General features: G+C 59.9%; 15 protein-coding genes. 9 read left to right on the forward strand and 6 right to left on the reverse strand.

Going from position 1 to position 17,837, the window contains the following annotated elements; all coding sequences use genetic code 11:
- Window positions 1–62 precede the first annotated feature (62 nt).
- Together putA and GOX63_RS10290 are read left to right on the forward strand one after the other, a co-directional pair.
- Window positions 63–3,464, forward strand: coding sequence for a bifunctional proline dehydrogenase/L-glutamate gamma-semialdehyde dehydrogenase PutA (gene putA, locus GOX63_RS10285; protein WP_170545658.1), 3,402 nt, complete (start codon window positions 63–65; stop codon window positions 3,462–3,464).
- A 42-nt stretch (window positions 3,465–3,506) separates the two neighbouring features.
- Window positions 3,507–4,250: a rhomboid family intramembrane serine protease gene (locus GOX63_RS10290; RefSeq protein WP_170325874.1), complete on the forward strand. Its 744-nt coding sequence runs from the start codon at window positions 3,507–3,509 to the stop codon at window positions 4,248–4,250.
- A 93-nt stretch (window positions 4,251–4,343) separates the two neighbouring features.
- On the opposite strand, the gene GOX63_RS10295 is transcribed toward GOX63_RS10290, so the two are convergent.
- On the reverse strand, window positions 4,344–5,129 hold the full coding sequence (locus GOX63_RS10295; protein WP_170325875.1) for an inositol monophosphatase family protein: 786 nt from the start codon (window positions 5,127–5,129) through the stop codon (window positions 4,344–4,346).
- 96 nt (window positions 5,130–5,225) lie between these two features.
- Window positions 5,226–6,131 carry a LysR family transcriptional regulator gene (locus tag GOX63_RS10300; RefSeq protein WP_170326024.1) on the reverse strand — a complete coding sequence of 302 codons (906 nt, stop codon included), beginning with the start codon at window positions 6,129–6,131 and terminating at the stop codon, window positions 5,226–5,228.
- A 94-nt stretch (window positions 6,132–6,225) separates the two neighbouring features.
- Between GOX63_RS10300 and metF the strand changes: the two genes are divergently transcribed.
- Window positions 6,226–7,092: a methylenetetrahydrofolate reductase [NAD(P)H] gene (gene metF / locus GOX63_RS10305; protein ID WP_170325876.1), complete on the forward strand. Its 867-nt coding sequence runs from the start codon at window positions 6,226–6,228 to the stop codon at window positions 7,090–7,092.
- A 212-nt stretch (window positions 7,093–7,304) separates the two neighbouring features.
- On the forward strand, window positions 7,305–7,958 hold the full coding sequence (locus tag GOX63_RS10310; RefSeq protein ID WP_170325877.1) for a DnaJ domain-containing protein: 654 nt from the start codon (window positions 7,305–7,307) through the stop codon (window positions 7,956–7,958).
- A gap of 53 nt (window positions 7,959–8,011) precedes the next feature.
- Here GOX63_RS10310 and GOX63_RS10315 read toward each other — a convergent pair whose 3' ends face one another.
- Window positions 8,012–8,530: a YHS domain-containing (seleno)protein gene (locus tag GOX63_RS10315; RefSeq protein WP_170325878.1), complete on the reverse strand. Its 519-nt coding sequence runs from the start codon at window positions 8,528–8,530 to the stop codon at window positions 8,012–8,014.
- A 230-nt stretch (window positions 8,531–8,760) separates the two neighbouring features.
- Between GOX63_RS10315 and yghU the strand changes: the two genes are divergently transcribed.
- Window positions 8,761–9,639, forward strand: coding sequence for a glutathione-dependent disulfide-bond oxidoreductase (gene yghU, locus GOX63_RS10320; RefSeq protein WP_170325879.1), 879 nt, complete (start codon window positions 8,761–8,763; stop codon window positions 9,637–9,639).
- 40 nt (window positions 9,640–9,679) lie between these two features.
- Here yghU and GOX63_RS10325 read toward each other — a convergent pair whose 3' ends face one another.
- Both GOX63_RS10325 and GOX63_RS10330 read right to left on the reverse strand, forming a co-directional pair.
- On the reverse strand, window positions 9,680–10,468 hold the full coding sequence (locus GOX63_RS10325; RefSeq protein ID WP_170325880.1) for an SseB family protein: 789 nt from the start codon (window positions 10,466–10,468) through the stop codon (window positions 9,680–9,682).
- Window positions 10,461–11,048, reverse strand: a complete 588-nt coding sequence (locus GOX63_RS10330; protein WP_170325881.1) for a uracil-DNA glycosylase family protein — start codon at window positions 11,046–11,048, stop codon at window positions 10,461–10,463. The genes GOX63_RS10325 and GOX63_RS10330 overlap by 8 nt, the downstream gene beginning before the upstream one ends.
- A 228-nt stretch (window positions 11,049–11,276) precedes the next feature.
- On the opposite strand from GOX63_RS10330, the gene GOX63_RS10335 reads away from it, so the two are divergent.
- From GOX63_RS10335 to GOX63_RS10350, 4 genes are read left to right on the forward strand one after another with little or no spacing between them, the layout of a single operon-like run.
- On the forward strand, window positions 11,277–11,936 hold the full coding sequence (locus GOX63_RS10335; protein WP_170325882.1) for an ABC transporter ATP-binding protein: 660 nt from the start codon (window positions 11,277–11,279) through the stop codon (window positions 11,934–11,936).
- Window positions 11,914–13,488, forward strand: a complete 1,575-nt coding sequence (locus GOX63_RS10340; protein WP_170325883.1) for a capsule biosynthesis protein — start codon at window positions 11,914–11,916, stop codon at window positions 13,486–13,488. The genes GOX63_RS10335 and GOX63_RS10340 overlap by 23 nt, the downstream gene beginning before the upstream one ends.
- Before the next feature lie 5 nt (window positions 13,489–13,493).
- Complete coding sequence (gene kdsA, locus GOX63_RS10345; RefSeq protein WP_170325884.1) at window positions 13,494–14,327, forward strand: 3-deoxy-8-phosphooctulonate synthase; 834 nt, start codon at window positions 13,494–13,496, stop codon at window positions 14,325–14,327.
- Between the two features lie 14 nt (window positions 14,328–14,341).
- Window positions 14,342–15,838 carry a phosphomannomutase/phosphoglucomutase gene (locus tag GOX63_RS10350; protein ID WP_170325885.1) on the forward strand — a complete coding sequence of 499 codons (1,497 nt, stop codon included), beginning with the start codon at window positions 14,342–14,344 and terminating at the stop codon, window positions 15,836–15,838.
- 35 nt (window positions 15,839–15,873) lie between these two features.
- Here GOX63_RS10350 and GOX63_RS10355 read toward each other — a convergent pair whose 3' ends face one another.
- Window positions 15,874–17,835, reverse strand: a complete 1,962-nt coding sequence (locus tag GOX63_RS10355; protein ID WP_170325886.1) for an AsmA family protein — start codon at window positions 17,833–17,835, stop codon at window positions 15,874–15,876.
- Window positions 17,836–17,837: the final 2 nt, after the last annotated feature.

The following is a 17,837-nucleotide window of genomic DNA, read 5'->3' on the forward strand; positions in this document are numbered from 1 at the left end:
CATAAATCAAGGCAGTTGTCCCGCAAAATCGATCCTATATTTAACAAAAGCCCGGAGGATTCATGACACACAGCCTGCGTACCCATATCGACGGCCAGACCTATGCCGATCAGTCCGAAATTCTGAATGCCCTGATCGCACAGGCCGAGTTGAGCGAACCCGATCGCGCCGCAATCTGCGCGGCGGCGGCGCAGTTGGTGCGCGACATCCGCTCCAGCACCTCCCCCGGCATGATGGAGGTTTTCCTCGCCGAATATGGCCTGTCCACCGATGAAGGTGTTGCACTGATGTGTCTGGCCGAGGCGCTGTTGCGGGTCCCGGACGCCGAAACGATCGACGCGCTGATCGAAGACAAAATCGCGCCGTCCGATTGGGGTAAGCACCTGGGGCAGTCGTCCTCGTCACTGGTGAACGCGTCGACCTGGGCGCTGATGCTGACGGGCAAGGTTCTGGACGAGGGCAAGACGTCTCCGGTCAGTGCCCTGCGCGGAGCGATAAAACGGCTGGGTGAGCCGGTCATCCGCACCGCCGTCGGGCGCGCGATGAAAGAGATGGGGCGTCAGTTCGTTCTGGGCGAGACCATTCAGGCCGCTATGGACCGCGCGAAAGGGATGGAATCCAAAGGGTACACCTATTCCTACGACATGCTGGGCGAGGCCGCCCGCACCGAGGCCGATGCCGCCCGCTATCACCTGTCTTATTCCCGTGCGATTGCTGCCATTGCAGACGCCTGCACCCACAACGACATCCGCGCCAATCCGGGCATTTCGGTGAAACTGTCGGCGTTGCATCCGCGCTATGAAATCGCGCAGGAGCACCGAGTGATGGACGAACTGGTGCCGCGCGTTCGGGCCTTGTGTCTGCTGGCCAAGGCGGCCGGAATGGGTCTGAACGTGGACGCCGAAGAGGCCGACCGTCTGTCACTGTCCCTTCAGGTGATCGAAGCGGTAATGGCCGAGCCTGCCCTGGCCGGATGGGATGGGTTCGGGATCGTGGTCCAGGCTTACGGCCCCCGTGCGGGGATCGCTCTGGACACACTCTACGAAATGGCTGAACGCCACGACCGCAAGCTGATGGTACGCCTGGTCAAAGGTGCGTATTGGGATACCGAGATCAAGCGCGCTCAGGTCGAGGGCGTCGATGGGTTCCCCGTGTTCACCCGCAAAGAGGCGACTGACATTTCGTACATCGCCAACGCGCGCAAATTGCTGGGCATGACAGACCGGATTTACCCGCAATTCGCCACTCACAATGCGCATACGGTCAGCGCGATCCTGCATATGGCTGATGATCAGCCGTTCGAGTTTCAGCGCCTGCACGGGATGGGTGAAACCCTGCACCAGATCGTCAAGGATCAAAGCAAAACGCGCTGCCGGATTTACGCCCCCGTTGGCGCGCACCGGGACCTTCTGGCCTATCTTGTGCGGCGCCTGCTGGAAAACGGCGCAAACTCATCCTTCGTGAACCAGATCGTAGATAAAGCAGTGCCGCCGGAAGAGGTAGCCGCTGACCCGTTTGTCACCATTCAGGGGCCGAAATCCCCACTTCCGACAGGGCCCGAGCTATTTCAGCCAGAACGCCCGAACTCCAAGGGGTTCGACCTGCACCATACGCCGACGCTCGACCAGGTTGACGCGGCCCGGGACGAATTCCGCGCCCATCACTGGTACGCACAGCCGCTGCTGTCGGCGGATGCGCATCCCGGCGAGGACGAACCTGTCATCAACCCGGCACAACCGCAGGATCGACCAGGCGCCGTGGCCCCGACCAGCGCGGAAGATGTTGAGCTGGCCTTGGCTTCGGCCAGCCCGTGGCAATCCCCCGCCGCGGATCGGGCGCGCATCCTGAATGCCGCTGCTGATCTGTACGAGGCGCATTTCGGCGAGCTATTCGCCCTGCTGGCCCGCGAGGCAGGCAAGTCCGTCCCCGACGCAGTCGCCGAACTGCGCGAGGCGGTCGATTTCCTGCGTTATTATGCGGCCAACATCCCTCAGGCAGAACCGGCGGGCACGTTCACCTGCATCAGCCCGTGGAACTTTCCGCTGGCAATCTTTACCGGCCAGGTTTCGGCGGCTTTGGCCACAGGCAACGCCGTGCTGGCCAAACCTGCGCCGCAGACACCGCTGATTGCCCATCGTGCAGTCCAGTTGCTGCACGAGGCTGGTGTCCCCCGCGATGTACTGCAACTGCTGCCGGGTGGGCCGCCCGTTGGGGCAGCTCTGACTTCGGATCCGCGGGTGTCGGGGGTGGCCTTCACAGGCTCGACCGCGACGGCGCTGAAAATCCGCAAGGCTATGGCCGAGAACCTACGACCCGGCACACCTCTGATCGCGGAAACCGGCGGGCTGAACACAATGATCGTGGACAGCACCGCGCTGCCAGAACAGGCCGTGCAGTCCATCATCGAAAGCGCCTTTCAGTCCGCGGGCCAACGGTGCTCGGCCCTGCGTTGCCTTTATGTGCAGGAGGATATCGCGGACGATCTGCTGACCATGCTTACCGGCGCGATGGAGGCGTTGCAGGTTGGTAACCCATGGTTGCTGTCCACCGATTGTGGCCCGGTGGTCGATGAAGATGCACGTAAGGGCATTGCCGATCACATTGCCAAAGCACGCACCGAAGGGCGGGTTTTGAAAGAACTGAACACGCCGCCCGAAGGCACCTACATTGCCCCTACCCTGATCGAGATCTCCGGCATAGCGGCGCTTGAACGCGAGATCTTTGGCCCCGTGCTGCATGTGGCACGGTTCAAGGCATCCGAAATCGATCAGGTCATCGCCTCGATCAATGCCACTGGCTACGGGCTGACCTTCGGCCTGCACACCCGCATCGACGACCGCGTGCAGCACATCACCGAGGCGGTTCACGCAGGCAACATCTATGTCAACCGCAACCAGATCGGAGCCATCGTCGGCTCGCAACCTTTCGGCGGCGAAGGTCTGTCTGGCACCGGACCCAAGGCGGGCGGCCCGAACTATATGGCGCGTTTCTGTGCGCCCGACCGTCAGACCAGCGAGGCCAAATGGGACACTACCATGGGCGACATACCTGCCCCGCAGGGCCAACCCGCCGCCGTTCGCACCCAGTCCCTGCCCGGCCCGACCGGTGAATCCAATCGGCTGAGTGAAATCCCCCGCGCGCCCCTGCTGTGCATGGGACCGGGGGCAGAGGCCACAAAGGCGCAGGTCGAGGCCGTCACGGCCTTGAGCGGCACAGCCATTCAGGCAACCGGAATGGTTGACCTGCACAGGCTGGAAAACGCCGCCGGGTTCTCGGGTGTGCTTTGGTGGGGGGACGAGGACACCGCGCGTGAGATCGAATGCCATCTGGCCCGCCGTGACGGCCCCATCCTGCCGCTAATTCCCGGCCAGCCAGACCGCGCTCGGGTGCTGGGCGAGCGTCATGTCTGCGTCGATACAACCGCTGCAGGCGGCAACGCCGCGCTATTGGGTGGTGCGGCGTAACCGTACCTTGACGCTGGGCCGGGAAAAGCCCAGCGTCCCCCCATGTTTCCGATCCGTGACCATAACCCCTCGGGGCGCACGCCATACGTCGTCTATCTTCTGATGGCGGCCAATATCCTGATTTTCCTCAGCTATGTGGGGTTCATGGGCAACGATCAGTTCATGAACCGGTTCTATTTCGACTACGCGGTCATCCCTGCGCGGATCACCGACGGGTTTGCGCTGGAAACACTGTTGACCTCGATGTTCCTGCACGGCGGCTGGATGCATCTGGCGGGTAATATGCTGTTTCTATGGATCTTCGGAGATAACCTCGAAGACGAGATGGGCCATCTGCCCTTTCTGCTGTTCTATCTGATCGCCGGCATTGGTGCGGGTCTGATCCATGTCGTCACCGCCCCGGAATCGGTGGTGCCGACCATCGGTGCGTCGGGTGCAATCGCTGGGGTGATGGGGGGCTACCTTCTGCTATTCCCAAAGGCCCGCGTAGACGTCCTGTTGATCCTGATCGTGTATTTTCGGGTCTTCACCATACCGGCCTTTATCATGCTGGGCATTTGGCTGGGCATCCAGTTCGTGGGCAGCCTTGCCAGCAACCCGGATGAAGGCGGCGTCGCCTATTGGGCGCATACAGGCGGGTTTGTTGTCGGCCTGATCCTGTGCATCCCACTTTGGCTGAAACGCGGCGGGCCAGAGTACTGGAGCCGCACCCACGGTCACCCGCCCCACCCCGAGCACAAATACAAGCTGTCGCAGTCCCGCATTCCGCGCGTCCCGCGCAAATAGGACTCAGCCCTTTGATTGGGGCATCTGCCCTTCGCTGAGATACAAACGCGCGCCTCGAACGGGGCGCGCTAGTTCAACGGGTATTTCGGGCGATCAGCCCCGGATCACCTTGGCGAATTGATCAAAGATCGGCTCATTCGAACAGATCACCTCACCATCCTCCAGCACGCTGCCTTCGGGGTTCAAGGCCTGTACGAAACCGCCCGCCTCTTTCACGATGATGATTCCGGCCGCAACATCCCAAGCGTTCAGACGGCGTTCCCAGAAGCCTTCGTAACGGCCAGCAGCCACATAAGCCATGTCCAGCGCGGCAGCGCCCCAGCGGCGCACACCGGCGCAGGCCGGCATCAGGCGAGCCAGATCCTGCAACGTCGCGGGCAGATCTGAACGGCCGCCAAAGGGCAATCCGGTCGAAAAGATCGACTCGATCATGCGGTGGCGACCCGAGACACGGATACGGGTATCGTTCATCCACGCGCCCTCGCCCTTTTCGGCAAAGAACATCTCGTCCTTGGCGGCGTCATAGATCACACCGGCAACGATTTTGCCCTTGTGCTCCAGCGCGATCGAGATTGCCCAGTGCGGCAGGCCGTGCAGGAAATTGGTGGTGCCGTCCAGCGGGTCCACGATCCAGCGGCGGGTCGGGTCTTCGCCGGCGATGGAGCCGCCCTCTTCGGCCAGCCAGCCATAAGTCGGACGCGCGCCCAGCAGTTCCTCTTTCAGGATTTCCTCGGCTGCAATATCGGCCTTGGAGACAAAGTCACCCGCGCCTTTCATCGACACCTGAAGGTTCTCGACTTCACGAAAATCCTTGACCAATGAACGCCCCGCCTTGCGCGCGGCTTTGATCATGATGTTGAGGTTTGCACTGCCAACCATTGTCCAAAGGCTCCTGTCCGGTCAAACCGCGCGTATACTGGGGCAATGCGCCCTTGCCAAGAGGAATGATGCGCATAGCAGACCCGCGTTTGCTGCCTATTGCTCTTGCAGCTTGCGCGCCTCTGCTCCGGCCAGTTCGATCAGTTCCTGCACATAGGGTTTTTCAAGGTCTTCGGTCCGCACCGCCGCGTATAGCGTGCGGGTAATCCCGTCCTTGGTCAACGGGCGGGTGACATAGTCCGAGTTGTACTTTACCTCGCGCACAACCCAGTCGGGCAGCGCTGCAACGCCCCGGTTCGAGGCCACCAGCAGCAAGATCACCGCGGTCAGCTCTACCTGCCGGACTGTCGCGGGCTCAACACGCGCCGGGATCAGCAACTGGCTGAAGATATCTAGTCGGGTGCGTTCGACCGGATAGGTGATCAAAGTCTGGCCCCGGAAATCCTCGGCCTCGATGTAATCCTTCTGCGCCAAGGGGTGCGACGAGGCGGCAACGAAAACCGCGTCATAGTCGAACAGCTCGATGAACTCGACGCCCGGCAGGTCCTCGGGGTCAGACGAGACAACCAGATCGACCTCTTCTTTTTGTAAAGCGGGCAATGCGTCAAAGGCCAGACCGGGACGGATATCGACATCCACATCGCCCCAGGATTTGCGGAACGATTCCAGCACCGGGAACAGCCATTCGAAACACGCGTGGCATTCGATGGCGATATGCATCCGCCCGGCACGCCCGTCGCGCAGGGATGAAAACTCCTGCTGGGTTGCCTCGACCTGCGGCAGGATCTGCTCCGCCAGCCGCAACAGGCGCAGCCCCGCCGCTGAAAGCTTCATCGGCTTGGACCGGCGCAGGAACAGCTCGACCCCGGCCTGATCCTCCAACCCTTTGATCTGATGGCTCAAAGCCGATTGCGTGATGTTCAGCTGATCTGCCGCACGGGCCAGCCCGCCGCATTCGTGTATGGCCTTGATCGTACGCAGGTGCCGGAATTCGATGTGCATTGCAATGAGACTCATGTTGTTCTTGAGTAATATGAGTTTGTCTCACAATGCAGGAACTGGCACAAGGGCCCCAGATTGGACCTGTGAGGCAGATATGACGACACCTGAGATTTCATTCGAGTTCTTCCCGCCGCAAACGCTGGAGGCGTCGTTCCGTCTTTGGGATACGGTTCAGACCCTGGCGCCGCTGGAGCCGCGCTTTGTATCGGTCACCTATGGCGCGGGAGGCACAACCCGAGAGCTGACGCGCGATGCAGTGGCGACGCTGCACAAATCATCCGGACTGCCGGTCGCCGCGCATTTGACCTGTGTTGACGCTTCGCGTCAGGAGACGTTGGAAATCGCCGACACCTTCGCACGCGCCGGAGTTCAGAACATTGTCGCCTTGCGCGGCGATCCGCCCAAAGGTCAGGACCGGTTCGCGCCCCATCCCGACGGGTTTGCCAATTCGGTCGAACTGATCGAAGCCTTGGCCGAGACCGAAATGTTCAGCATCCGCGTCGGCGCTTATCCCGACAAGCACCCCGAAGCACAGGATTTCCAGGCCGACATCGACTGGCTCAAGGCCAAGCTGGACGCTGGTGCAGACGAGGCCCTGACCCAGTTCTTCTTTGAGGCCGAGACGTTTTTCCGGTTCCGCGATGCCTGCGAAAAGGCTGGGATCGACAAGCCCATCGTGCCCGGCATCCTGCCGATCGAAAACTGGAAGGGCGCCCGCAATTTTGCCCGCCGCTGCGGGACACATATCCCCGACTGGATCGAACACGCCTTTGAAAAGGCGATTCGCGATGATCGTGAGGATCTGCTGGCCACCGCCCTATGCACCGAGCTGTGTTCTGACCTGATCGATGGCGGCGTGGACAAGCTGCACTTCTACACGTTGAATCGCCCGGAACTGACACGTGATGTGTGCTTTGCACTGGGTATCACGCCACGGGCCGAACTGCAGAACGTCGCTTAAAACCTTCCTGTTGGTCACTTTTGCCCGGATCCTGCTCAGGCTCCGGGCTTTTTTGTTGCGTTGCGCTTGGCAGCCGCAGGTCAAGCGTGAACAATTGGGCACGCCCAAACCAACTGTCCCTGAAATAGCAATAAAATTCCGCTAAAATTTGACAAAACCCAGCACCTCTTCAAATTGAGGTTGTGGTGTTTTTTTAAAGAGTTGTTTTGGGTATGGAGCCTGTCGAAAAGATAAATGCACGCGCTGATGCACTGGCGGCTCTGGGTTTGGACCAGACAGCAGGGTCCGACGATATCCGGGATGCCTGGCGTCATATCGCATTTCGCGCTCATCCTGATCACAGAAACGGCGACTGCACTCATTTTGCGCGGGCCAAAGAGGCTTATGACTTTTTGCGCCGCGAAGGGCTGACCACCAAAGGGAAAACTACCGGCGGGCCCCGACGACCGAAGCTGCGCAAGCGCGTGATCGAACTGGAAAGCACCGACATCGACGCATGCCGCATGTTGCTGAATAATGCTCTGGCGCACGATCCGGACAGCAACGGATCAAACCCAAACTCGCAGGGCACGACCGATGCGGACCATGTCCCTGATGCGGTCGGGTTCTATGGCCGCCATCTGACCTATTTTGTCTCGACCCCGGTGCAGGAAGGGTCGAACCGGATAGCGCTGCCAACTTCGTTCCTGGCTTCGGCCCGGCGAATGGAAACCGAGGTGCTGAGCTTTCAGTCCAACGACACTGGCGCGGGCGAGGTTGTGGTTCCGGAAACGATCACGGCACGCAAATTCCCCGGCGCCAAGAGCGTCCGGATCAAGTTCGACGCGGATCAGCAGATGCGCGACGACTTCTGGCTGGCCAGCTGACAGCGAAAAACCCGGCCTGGTGACAGCCGGGTTCATTCTTCATGAGTGGTGACTTAATTCGCTACCGGACCTTCCGAGGTGAATTTGGGGATCACGCTGGTCGATGCAGCATCGCCTTCAATCCCGGGCCAGTTACCCTCGGCCAGATTGATATTGCCCGGAACGTCTTCTTCCCAGAAACCGACAACTACATCAGTGATGTTCAGATACAGTTTGTCATCGACGATCCGCCACAGGTTCGGGTTTGCCGGCACTTTGCCGCCTTTCGATACGCCGTAGGCGCAATGCCCGTCATACTGCGGCGCATAATAAGCTGGATTTTCAAGGAACTTGTCGCGGTTCTCTTCGGTCGAGAATGCCCAGGTCGCACCGTTGTAATCTGCCGTGATATCAGCATGACCACGTACCGGTTCGGGCTGGGACTGGCCAACCGGCACTTGATCCAGACTGCGGTAGGCAACAACGTCATAACCCGACACGGCAAACCCGGTGCCGTCCACGTATTGATCCCCGGCAAAAGCCGGAACAGCAAGGGTCAGAGCAGTCGCAAAAGTCAGGGCAAAGCGTTTCATATGGTCAATCCTTTTGTCCTTTGGGTTGGGCGTTGCTGAGAGAATAGGTATTTTCGCACTGATGGGCAGTCCCGCTCGCGCCGCTGTGAGGTCGGATGAAGAAACGTGAAAGGTTCGCACCCATTTGTTACAAAACCTCTTTGACATACGGGGTTGGACTCGGCGCTTTGCAACATTAGCTGTTGTGGCGGACGGACAATTCACCCGAACTTTGCTGAGAAAGACAACAGATGACCGAGCAATCCCCATACACGCCTCCCAAAGTCTGGACCTGGGACAGCGAAAGCGGCGGCCAGTTTGCCAATATCAACCGCCCCATCTCTGGCGCCACCCATGACAAGGACCTGCCGGTCGGGCGCCATCCGCTACAACTCTATTCGCTGGCGACCCCCAACGGTGTCAAAGTGACCGTGATGCTAGAAGAGCTGCTGGCACTGGGTCACGAAGGCGCCGAATACAATGCCTGGCTGATCAATATCGGCGAGGGCGACCAGTTCAGCTCGGGCTTTGTCGAGGCGAACCCGAACTCGAAAATCCCCGCGCTGTGGGATCGCTCGGGCGACGCGCCCGTGCGTGTCTTCGAAAGTGCCTCGATCCTGTTCCATTTGGCTGAAAAGTTCGACGCGTTCCTGCCGAAATCCGGCCACGAGCGGACCGAGGTCATGAATTGGGTCTTCTGGCAGATGGGCAGCGCGCCGTATCTGGGCGGCGGGTTCGGCCATTTCTACGCTTACGCGCCCGAGAAATGGGAATACCCGATCAACCGCTTCGCTATGGAAACCAAGCGTCAGCTGGACGTGCTGGATCGTCAACTGGCCGACAACACCTATATCGCGGGTGAGGACTATACCATCGCCGACATGGCGATCTGGCCCTGGTACGGCCAGCTCGTACTGGGCCGCCTGTACAGCGCGGCCGAGTTCCTGGATGTAGAATCCTATAAAAACGTGATGCGTTGGGCCAAGGCCGTCGATGCGCGGCCCGCCGTTCAGCGCGGCCGTATGGTCAACCGCGCGTTTGGTGAGCCGCATACTCAACTGCACGAGCGCCACGACGCCAGCGACTTTGAAACCCGCACGCAGGACAAGCTGGAAGCCGCAGCGGAATAACAAAGCACGGCCCCGCAACCTGACCGGTTGTGGGGTCTGCTTATTTCAGAATCGGCGGCTTGTCCGGATCACTGCCCGGTGTGATGTGTTGAACGACCCTTTGTTCGGGTTGCGGCAAATCGAATTTCAGACCGACACGCGCCAACGCGGCTGCGGCTACGTCGTGTGGGCTGAAAAAGCCCACATCCATCGCCCCGGCCTCGATACCTGAAAAAGTCAGCGCCTCCGAGGCCGCCTTGGCCAATGCAGGCTCAGCCCCCTCAACCGCGCCGACAAACCCCAGCAGATGTCCCGCGCCTCCGTCCACTGATTTGGTTCCGACCAGAAACGCGGCCTCGGCCAAGCCAACGGCCGTTGCCAGCTTCGCGTCCAACGCCTGCAGAAGATCATCCGGCAGGCCAACCGGGGGCAGGAACTCGGCCAGTCGTTGCTGCACCTCTTCTGGTGCATGTTCCAGCGTGGTGGCTAACCAGCCCAGCGCTTCGGCCGGGATCAGCATCGAGGACGGCGCGACCTCAAGGTTCAACCCCAGACCAATCCCCTGCCCTGCGAGCATCCCCGACAGCACCCGCCCGGACAAAGCCACATAAGGCACTGGGCGTTCGGCGAAACGGGCCAGCCGGTCCTCGCGGTCGAAGGCCAGAACGAACCGGCCATCGGCAACATCGAACAGTTCCGGCGTGATGTTTTCATCCTGCGCCTCTTCGGCCAGCAGCAGGAACAGCTCGCTGTCGGCCAGCCGTTCAAAGAACCGCAGCCGCGCCGCGTCGTCCTGCGGGTTGGCCTCCATCGCGGCGTGGGCAGTATCAAGGGCGGTTGTGTCAGTCATTCAAAACCTCTTTCACCCGCGCGCGCAGAACCGGCAGCAGCTCGGCCTCGAACCACGGGTTTTTCTTCAACCATGCCGTATTGCGCCAGGACGGATGAGGCAAGGGAAAGACCTGCGGCGCATGGTCTTGCCAGCCCCGCACCGTGTCCGTGACCGAACCGCGCGCACCAAGGTGATACTTATGCGCGTGCCCGCCGACCAGAACGGTCAGCGGCACCTGCCCCAGTTCGTTCATTACCCTGTTGTGCCATGTCTGCCCACAGATCGGCGGCGGCGGCAGATCGGCCTTGCGTGCGTCATATCCCGGAAAACAGAACGCCATCGGCACAATCGACACGCGGGAACGGTCATAGAACACGGTTTCATCAATCCCCAGCCAGTCGCGCAAACGATCACCGGACGGATCGGTGAACGGACGGCCCGAGGCCTGAACCCGCGCGCCTGGTGCCTGCCCTGCAATCAGCAGAGGTGTGCCCTGCCGGAACCACACCACCGGGCGCGGCTGATGCGCCGTATGCGTGGCCCGAAATCTGTCCGCGCAAATGCGGCAGGCTTCAATCTCTTTCTGCAGCGAATTCATCAGATCGCAAGATTTCCTGCATCAAACTGGTTGACGGTCGAAGTGAAAGATAGTCAACGCGTTGCCGCGGTCCAACCGATGCATTAGTCACAGTGCCGAATGGTCGGTTTCACGCGCATTGATCATTTGTTTCACAATTCGACATAATGTAGCCAACATGGATCGGTAAGTTTTCCGTTCCTTCGCCGGCCCGATCGGTGCAACAAACGCAAGAGCAGCAGGCCTTGAATGCTTGAGTTCGAGAATGTCAGCAAGTCCTTCTGGACCGGGACCCGCCGCAAGGTGATCCTGGATCAGGTCTCGTTCCGGATCGAGCTTGGCCGGTCCATCGGCATTCTGGCCCCCAATGGCACTGGCAAGACGACCCTGATCAACATGATGGCCGGGCTGGAAAAACCCGACGAAGGTGTGATCCGCAAATCCTGCCGGATCTCGTTCCCGATGGGGTTTTCGGGCGGCGTAGCCAAGAAGCTTTCTGCGCTAGAAAACGCCCGTTACATCGCAAAAATCTACGGCATGGATCCCGATTATATCGAGGCGTACTGCAAATGGCTGTGTGGTCTGGGTGAGTATTTCGACCAACCGCTAGGAACCTATTCCTCCGGAATGCGGGCGCGTTTCACCTTCGCTCTGATGTTGGCGCTGGATTTCGACATGTACCTGATTGACGAAGGGATGCCGGCGACAACGGATGTGGAGTTCAACCGGAAAGCGGGCGACATCCTGAAAGAACGGTTGCGCACGACGACCCTGGTCATCGTATCGCACAGCCCCGCCGTTCTGGAGAGATTTGCACAGCAGGCCGCCGTACTTCTGGACGGTCAGCTTTACATGTTCGAAACCTTGGAAGAGGCACGACAGCTATATGACTACCAAACCCAAGGCTAAGAAATATCGCTGGCGACGTGACCGCCAGGGCGCGGACTCGGCGAACGCACGGGCCGATGCAATTTCGCGCATCAGAAAGGCTACGCAACCGCCCGAGGCCGCAAATGACGCGCAACCAGCGACCGATATCGACGCGATCAAACGAGAAGGCCTGACTGGGCGACAACTGCGCGTAGCCCGGCGCCTGGCGCAGAAGAACGGTCTGGCTGCGACGTCTGATTACGATGCGGTGCGGTTGTTGCGTCAAAAGGGCATTGATCCCTTTGAGCGGGCCAATCTGTTGGATCTGGCGGCCGAAAAGAAAGACGCGGAAGACAAGGCCAAGGACAAAATCACCATCCAACTGCCGCAGACGATCAAGGAAACACCCCAGACCCTGCCCGGCCCCGAGCTGAGCCCTGCAGAGCGGCGCAATCTGGAAATCGGTGAAATCCAAAAGAACATCGCGCGCCGTCGCAGACGCAAGCTGTTCGCGCTGTTCGCGCGGCTGGCCGTGTTTGTACTGCTTCCAACCGTGATCGTCGGCATTTATTTCTACCGGATTGCGACACCGATGTACGCAAGCGACTCGGCCTTTTCGATCCTGCAGGCGGATGGGGGGGGCGCGTCCTTTGGCGGGTTTCTGGCAGGCACTCAATACGCCACCGCGCAGGATTCTGTCGCCACGCAGGAATTTCTGGAATCAAAAGACGCGCTGGTCCGGCTTGAGAACGACACCAACTTCTCGGAAATCTTCAAACAGGAGTGGATTGACCCGATCCAGCGCCTGCCTCAAGACGCGACCCTTGAGGAGACCTACAAGCTATTCAAGCGGGTGATCACCATCGGGTATGACCCAAGTGATGGCATCATCCGCATGGAGGTGGCGGCCCCGAGCCCGGAAATATCGGTCGAGCTGTCCTCTCTGCTGCTGTCCTACGCCGAGGAAACCATCAACGGTTTGACGGAGCTGAAGCGCGAAGACCAGATGCGCGACGCACGGGCCGGGTTTGAGCTGGCACAGGAAGAACGCAGGAAAGCGCAGGAAGAGCTGATTAAGCTGCAACTTCAGGGGGCGGTTCTTGACCCGGAAAACGTCCTTGCCGGTCTGCGGGGGCGCATCAATGCAATCGAAGTCGAGTTGCAGGAAAAGGAACTGCAACTGGCGGCCCTTCTGGACAACCTGCGCCCGAACCAGGCCAAGGTGGACGGTGTCCGGGCAGACATCAAACGGCTTGAGGTTGTGTTGGCAGATCTGAACGAAGAAATGCTGGACGTCTCGGCAGGCGAAAACTCACTGGCAAGGTTGAGCGTGCGGATTCAGATGGCGCAGGCCGACCTGGTGGCGCGCGATATGATGCTGCAAACCGCGATGGAACAGATGGAAACCACACGGACCGAAGCCAACCGCAAAGTGCGTTACCTGTCTGTTTCGGTAAACCCGGTCGCCAGCGAAGAACCCAGCTATCCGCGCAAGTTCGAAAATACGATTTTGGCTTTCCTGTTGTTTGCTGGTATCTACCTGATGATCTCGCTTACCGCGTCGGTCCTTCGTGAACAGGTATCCTCGTAAGACACATGAAACATGTAAAAATCTCCGATCTCACGGTCGGCAATGATCTGCCCCTGACGATCATTGCCGGTCCCTGCCAGCTTGAAACCGCCGATCACGCCCAGATGATCGCGGGTAAAATGAAAGAGGCCTGCGATGCTGCCGGTGCGCAGTATGTCTTCAAGGCCTCGTACGACAAGGCCAACCGGACGTCGCTGTCCGGCGCCCGCGGCATGGGAATTGATGCCGGGCTGAAGGTTCTGGACGACATCCGCAAAACGATGGGCATCCCGGTTCTGACCGATGTTCACACCGAGGCGCAATGTGCCGTTGCCGCCGATGCGGTGGATGTTCTGCAGATTCCCGCCTTCCTGTGCCGCCAGACCGATATGCTGCTGGCTGCAGGCAACACCGGTGCCGTGATCAACGTCAAGAAGGGCCAGTTCCTCGCCCCGTGGGAAATGCCCAACATCGTCGCCAAGATCGAAAGCACCGGGAACACGAACATCCTGCTGACGGAACGCGGCTCGTCGTTTGGGTACAACACGCTGGTTGCCGACATGCGGTCGCTGCCGCAAATGGCCCAGACGGGCTACCCGGTGGTGATGGACGCCACCCATTCGGTGCAGCAACCCGGCGGACAGGGTGGTTCGTCTGGCGGACAACGAGAATTCGCCCCGGTCATGGCACGGGCCGCGGTGGCCGTTGGTACCGGCGCTGTGTTCATGGAAACGCATCAGGATCCGGACAACGCGCCCTGCGATGGTCCGAACATGATCTATCTGGATCAAATGCCTCAATTGATTGACACATTGATGCGCTTTGATGCATTGGCCAAAGCCAACCCAATTCAGATTTAATCAAGAGCGATAATATGACCAAACCCATCCCCGAGGTGACGCCGAACACCTGGAGCTTTCTGCGCGACCCGATGATCAAACCCACCGGGTTCCGCGAATACGACGCCCGCTGGAAATACCCCGAAGAGATCAACCTGCCCGGCATGACGGCCTTGGGTCTGGGTCTGGGCACCCAGATGCGCAACCGCGGGATCGAGCCTGTGATCGCGGTTGGCAACGACTATCGCGACTATTCACTGGCGATCAAAAACGCCCTGATCCTCGGCCTGATGCAGGCCGGTATTCAGGTCAAGGACATTGGTCCGGCGCTCAGCCCGATGGCCTATTTCGCGCAGTTCCATCTGGACGTCCCAGCGGTGGCCATGGTCACGGCCAGCCACAACCCGAACGGCTGGACGGGCGTCAAGATGGGCTTTGACCGGCCTCTGACCCACGGCCCGGACGAGATGTCCGAACTGCGCGATATCGTTCTGAACGGTGAAGGCGTTCCGCACGAGGGCGGCTCATACGAGTTCGTTGAAGGCGTGAAAGAGGCCTATATCGACGATCTGGTCGGGGATTTCAAAATGTCCCGCCCGCTCAAGGTTGTATGCGCGACCGGCAACGGAACGGCCTCGGCCTTTGCCCCCGAGATTTTCGAACGGATGGGGGTCGAAGTCGTGCCCAGTCACAACCGACTGGATTACACCTTCCCCAACTACAACCCCAACCCCGAAGCAATGGAGATGCTGCACGACATGGCCGAAACCGTGAAATCCAGCGGTGCCGATATGGCGCTGGGGTTTGATGGTGACGGTGACCGGTGCGGTGTTGTGGATGACGAAGGCGAGGAAATTTTCGCCGATAAAGTCGGCGTGATCATGGCCCGCGATCTGGCCAAGCTGTACCCCAACGCGACCTTTGTGGCCGACGTCAAATCGACCGGTCTGTTCGCCAGCGACCCTGAATTGCGGGCCCATGGCGTCAAGGCGGATTACTGGAAAACCGGGCACAGCCACATGAAGCGCCGGGTCAAGGAAATCAACGCTCTGGCCGGGTTCGAAAAGTCCGGTCACTATTTCCTGGCCGAACCGATCGGGCGCGGCTATGACTGCGGCATGCGCGTGGCGGTTGAAATTTGCAAATTGATGGACCGCAACCCGGACAAGAGCATGTCGGACCTGCGCAAGGCGCTGCCGAAGACTTGGTCAACGCCCACCATGTCACCCTATGCCGCGGACACCGAGAAATACGACATTCTCAAGCGTCTGGTCGACAAGCTGGTCGCCAAGGCCGACGCGGGCGAGGCATTCGCCGGTCGCGCGATCAAAGAGGTGGTCACCGTCAACGGCGCGCGGGTCATTCTGGACAATGGCAGCTGGGGTCTGGTGCGTGCCTCATCGAACACGCCGAACCTTGTTGTGGTCTGCGAAAGCAGCGACAGCGAAGACGAAATGCGAGCCATTTTCGCGGATATCGACGCCGTGATCCGGACCGAACCTGGTGTCGGCGACTACGACCAGACGATCTGATCCAATCCGGAAAGGGGCGCCCAAGGGCGCCCTTTTCAGTTTCCGCCCAACAGTTTGAGCAGCCCTTTTTTGGCTTCTTCTTCCAGCTTGTTTTTCAAAGCGTCCTCGGCGCTTTCGCTGTCGGTCACCACGGTTCCCAGCTCATCACTGACCTTTTCCAGAACCTTTTGCTTGGCGTCGTCTTCAATATCCTTGAGTTTCCCTTCGGCGGCGGCTTCGATCACCTTGCTCAGGTCTGGCTTGATAGACGGATCGCTCCACGGCCCGACAATCCGAACTGGCACCGCGAGCCCCTGACCGGAATTGGCACGCAGCGCAACAGGCGTGAACAGATAGTCAATCGTGCGCGCCCCAATGTTGACCTGCCCGGTTCCGTCCGCACGGAAATTATCCAGCGACATCAGCAGATCATTGTTGGTCAGAATACCCTGATCGATATTGAAACTGGCGGTCAGACTGTTGAACACCGTCGTCCCGCCTGCGTCCTTGCCCCGCCCCATCAGGCGATCCAGATCAAAGCCCGATATGACGCCCTGCCCCACATTCAGGCCGCCCTTTCCACTGAGGGACCGCATGATCTGGTCCTCAGTCTGGCCGACACCCAGAAACTCGAAATCACCAGACCCCGAACCTGTTAAACGATCGACCCCTGCAAGCGTTGACAGAGCTTGCTGCAGATCGATGCCTTGCGCATTCAGTTTACCGCCTACGGACAAGCCGTTTCTGTTATTGGCCACCACCTGCCCGGTCACCTGCCCCGCAAACAAAGTGGCCGGGTTCATTTGCAAAACAGCCCGGGACCGGTCAAGGCTCAGCGCCAGATCGCTGGGCCCTAGAGTTATTTCAGGCACTGCGATGGAAGAGGCCGTCAGGCGAATCTCTCCGTTTGCTAGTGCAAGGGCTGAGGCATCAATTGGATCGGTGGACCAACCACTGTCCGGCGCTGATGCAGATGCCGTACCGGAACCACCCCCGGCCGTTGCGGGCGCATCATTGTAGCGGGACAGGTCGATATCCCCGCCTTTCAGACGCGCCGTGATTTTGGGCGGGTCCGATATCTCGATATCTGCCTCTCCGGTGAATCGGTTGTGATCCAGTTGCGCCACCAAGTTGCGCAGCGACGCGCGGCCTTCTTTCGTATACGTCATATGCCCCGACACGTCGGCCACTCGACCCAGCCCCAGCGGAACCCCGACACCCGCCTGACCAAAGGCGGCCAGCATCTTTTCCGTATCCTTGGTTTTGACTTCCAGATTGCCGTCCATCTCTCCGGCAAGGTTGACCCGACCATCAAATCCAAACTCGCCGCCCGGCGCGGTCAGCGCCAGTTCCAGCGGCGTGACAGCACCTGAGGCATAGGCGGGCAGGTCGGGTATCCTGAGGTCCACATTCACCTTGCCACCCGGAACGGCCATCCGTGCTTCCATTATCAATGGCGCGGCTGGATCGGGCCAGCTGGCAGACAAGTCGACGTTCGAAAAATCGAACTTTGTTGCGCCGTTTTCCGTATAGATCAGCCGCGCGTTGGTCAGTTCCAGCCGATCCAGTGTCACAACCCCCTGCGCCGAGGCTTCAGACGGCGCAGCGCTGCTGCCAGAGCTGGGCTGAGAACTTGCGGCGCTCATCTCCCAGTTTCCGCGCCCGTCCGACAGTTCCAGCCGCAGAGTCGGCTGATCCGCAAAGACGCGACGAATCCGAAAATCACCATTCCACAAACCGGCGGCATCAACCCCAACGGCCAAACTTTCGGCACTCAGCATAGGCTCCGAGCTTGCCCAAGGGGCATTGCCAAAGGTGACCGGGCCGGTCTCCATCCCCAGCACAGGCCAGAAGGACAGGTTCACATCGCCCGTCAACTTCAGCTCACGACCGGTCTCGCTTTTGACCTGTTCGGCCAGAATCGCAGCCAGTTTGTCGCCCGGCATCAGCAACAACGCGCCGATGACAAGGCCGAAGGCGACCACGAATAGGAAGAGTATGCGCAACAGCCACTTCATTT

It is taken from the genome of Ruegeria arenilitoris (genome assembly GCF_013031355.1).
Lineage (GTDB): Bacteria > Pseudomonadota > Alphaproteobacteria > Rhodobacterales > Rhodobacteraceae > Ruegeria > Ruegeria arenilitoris_C.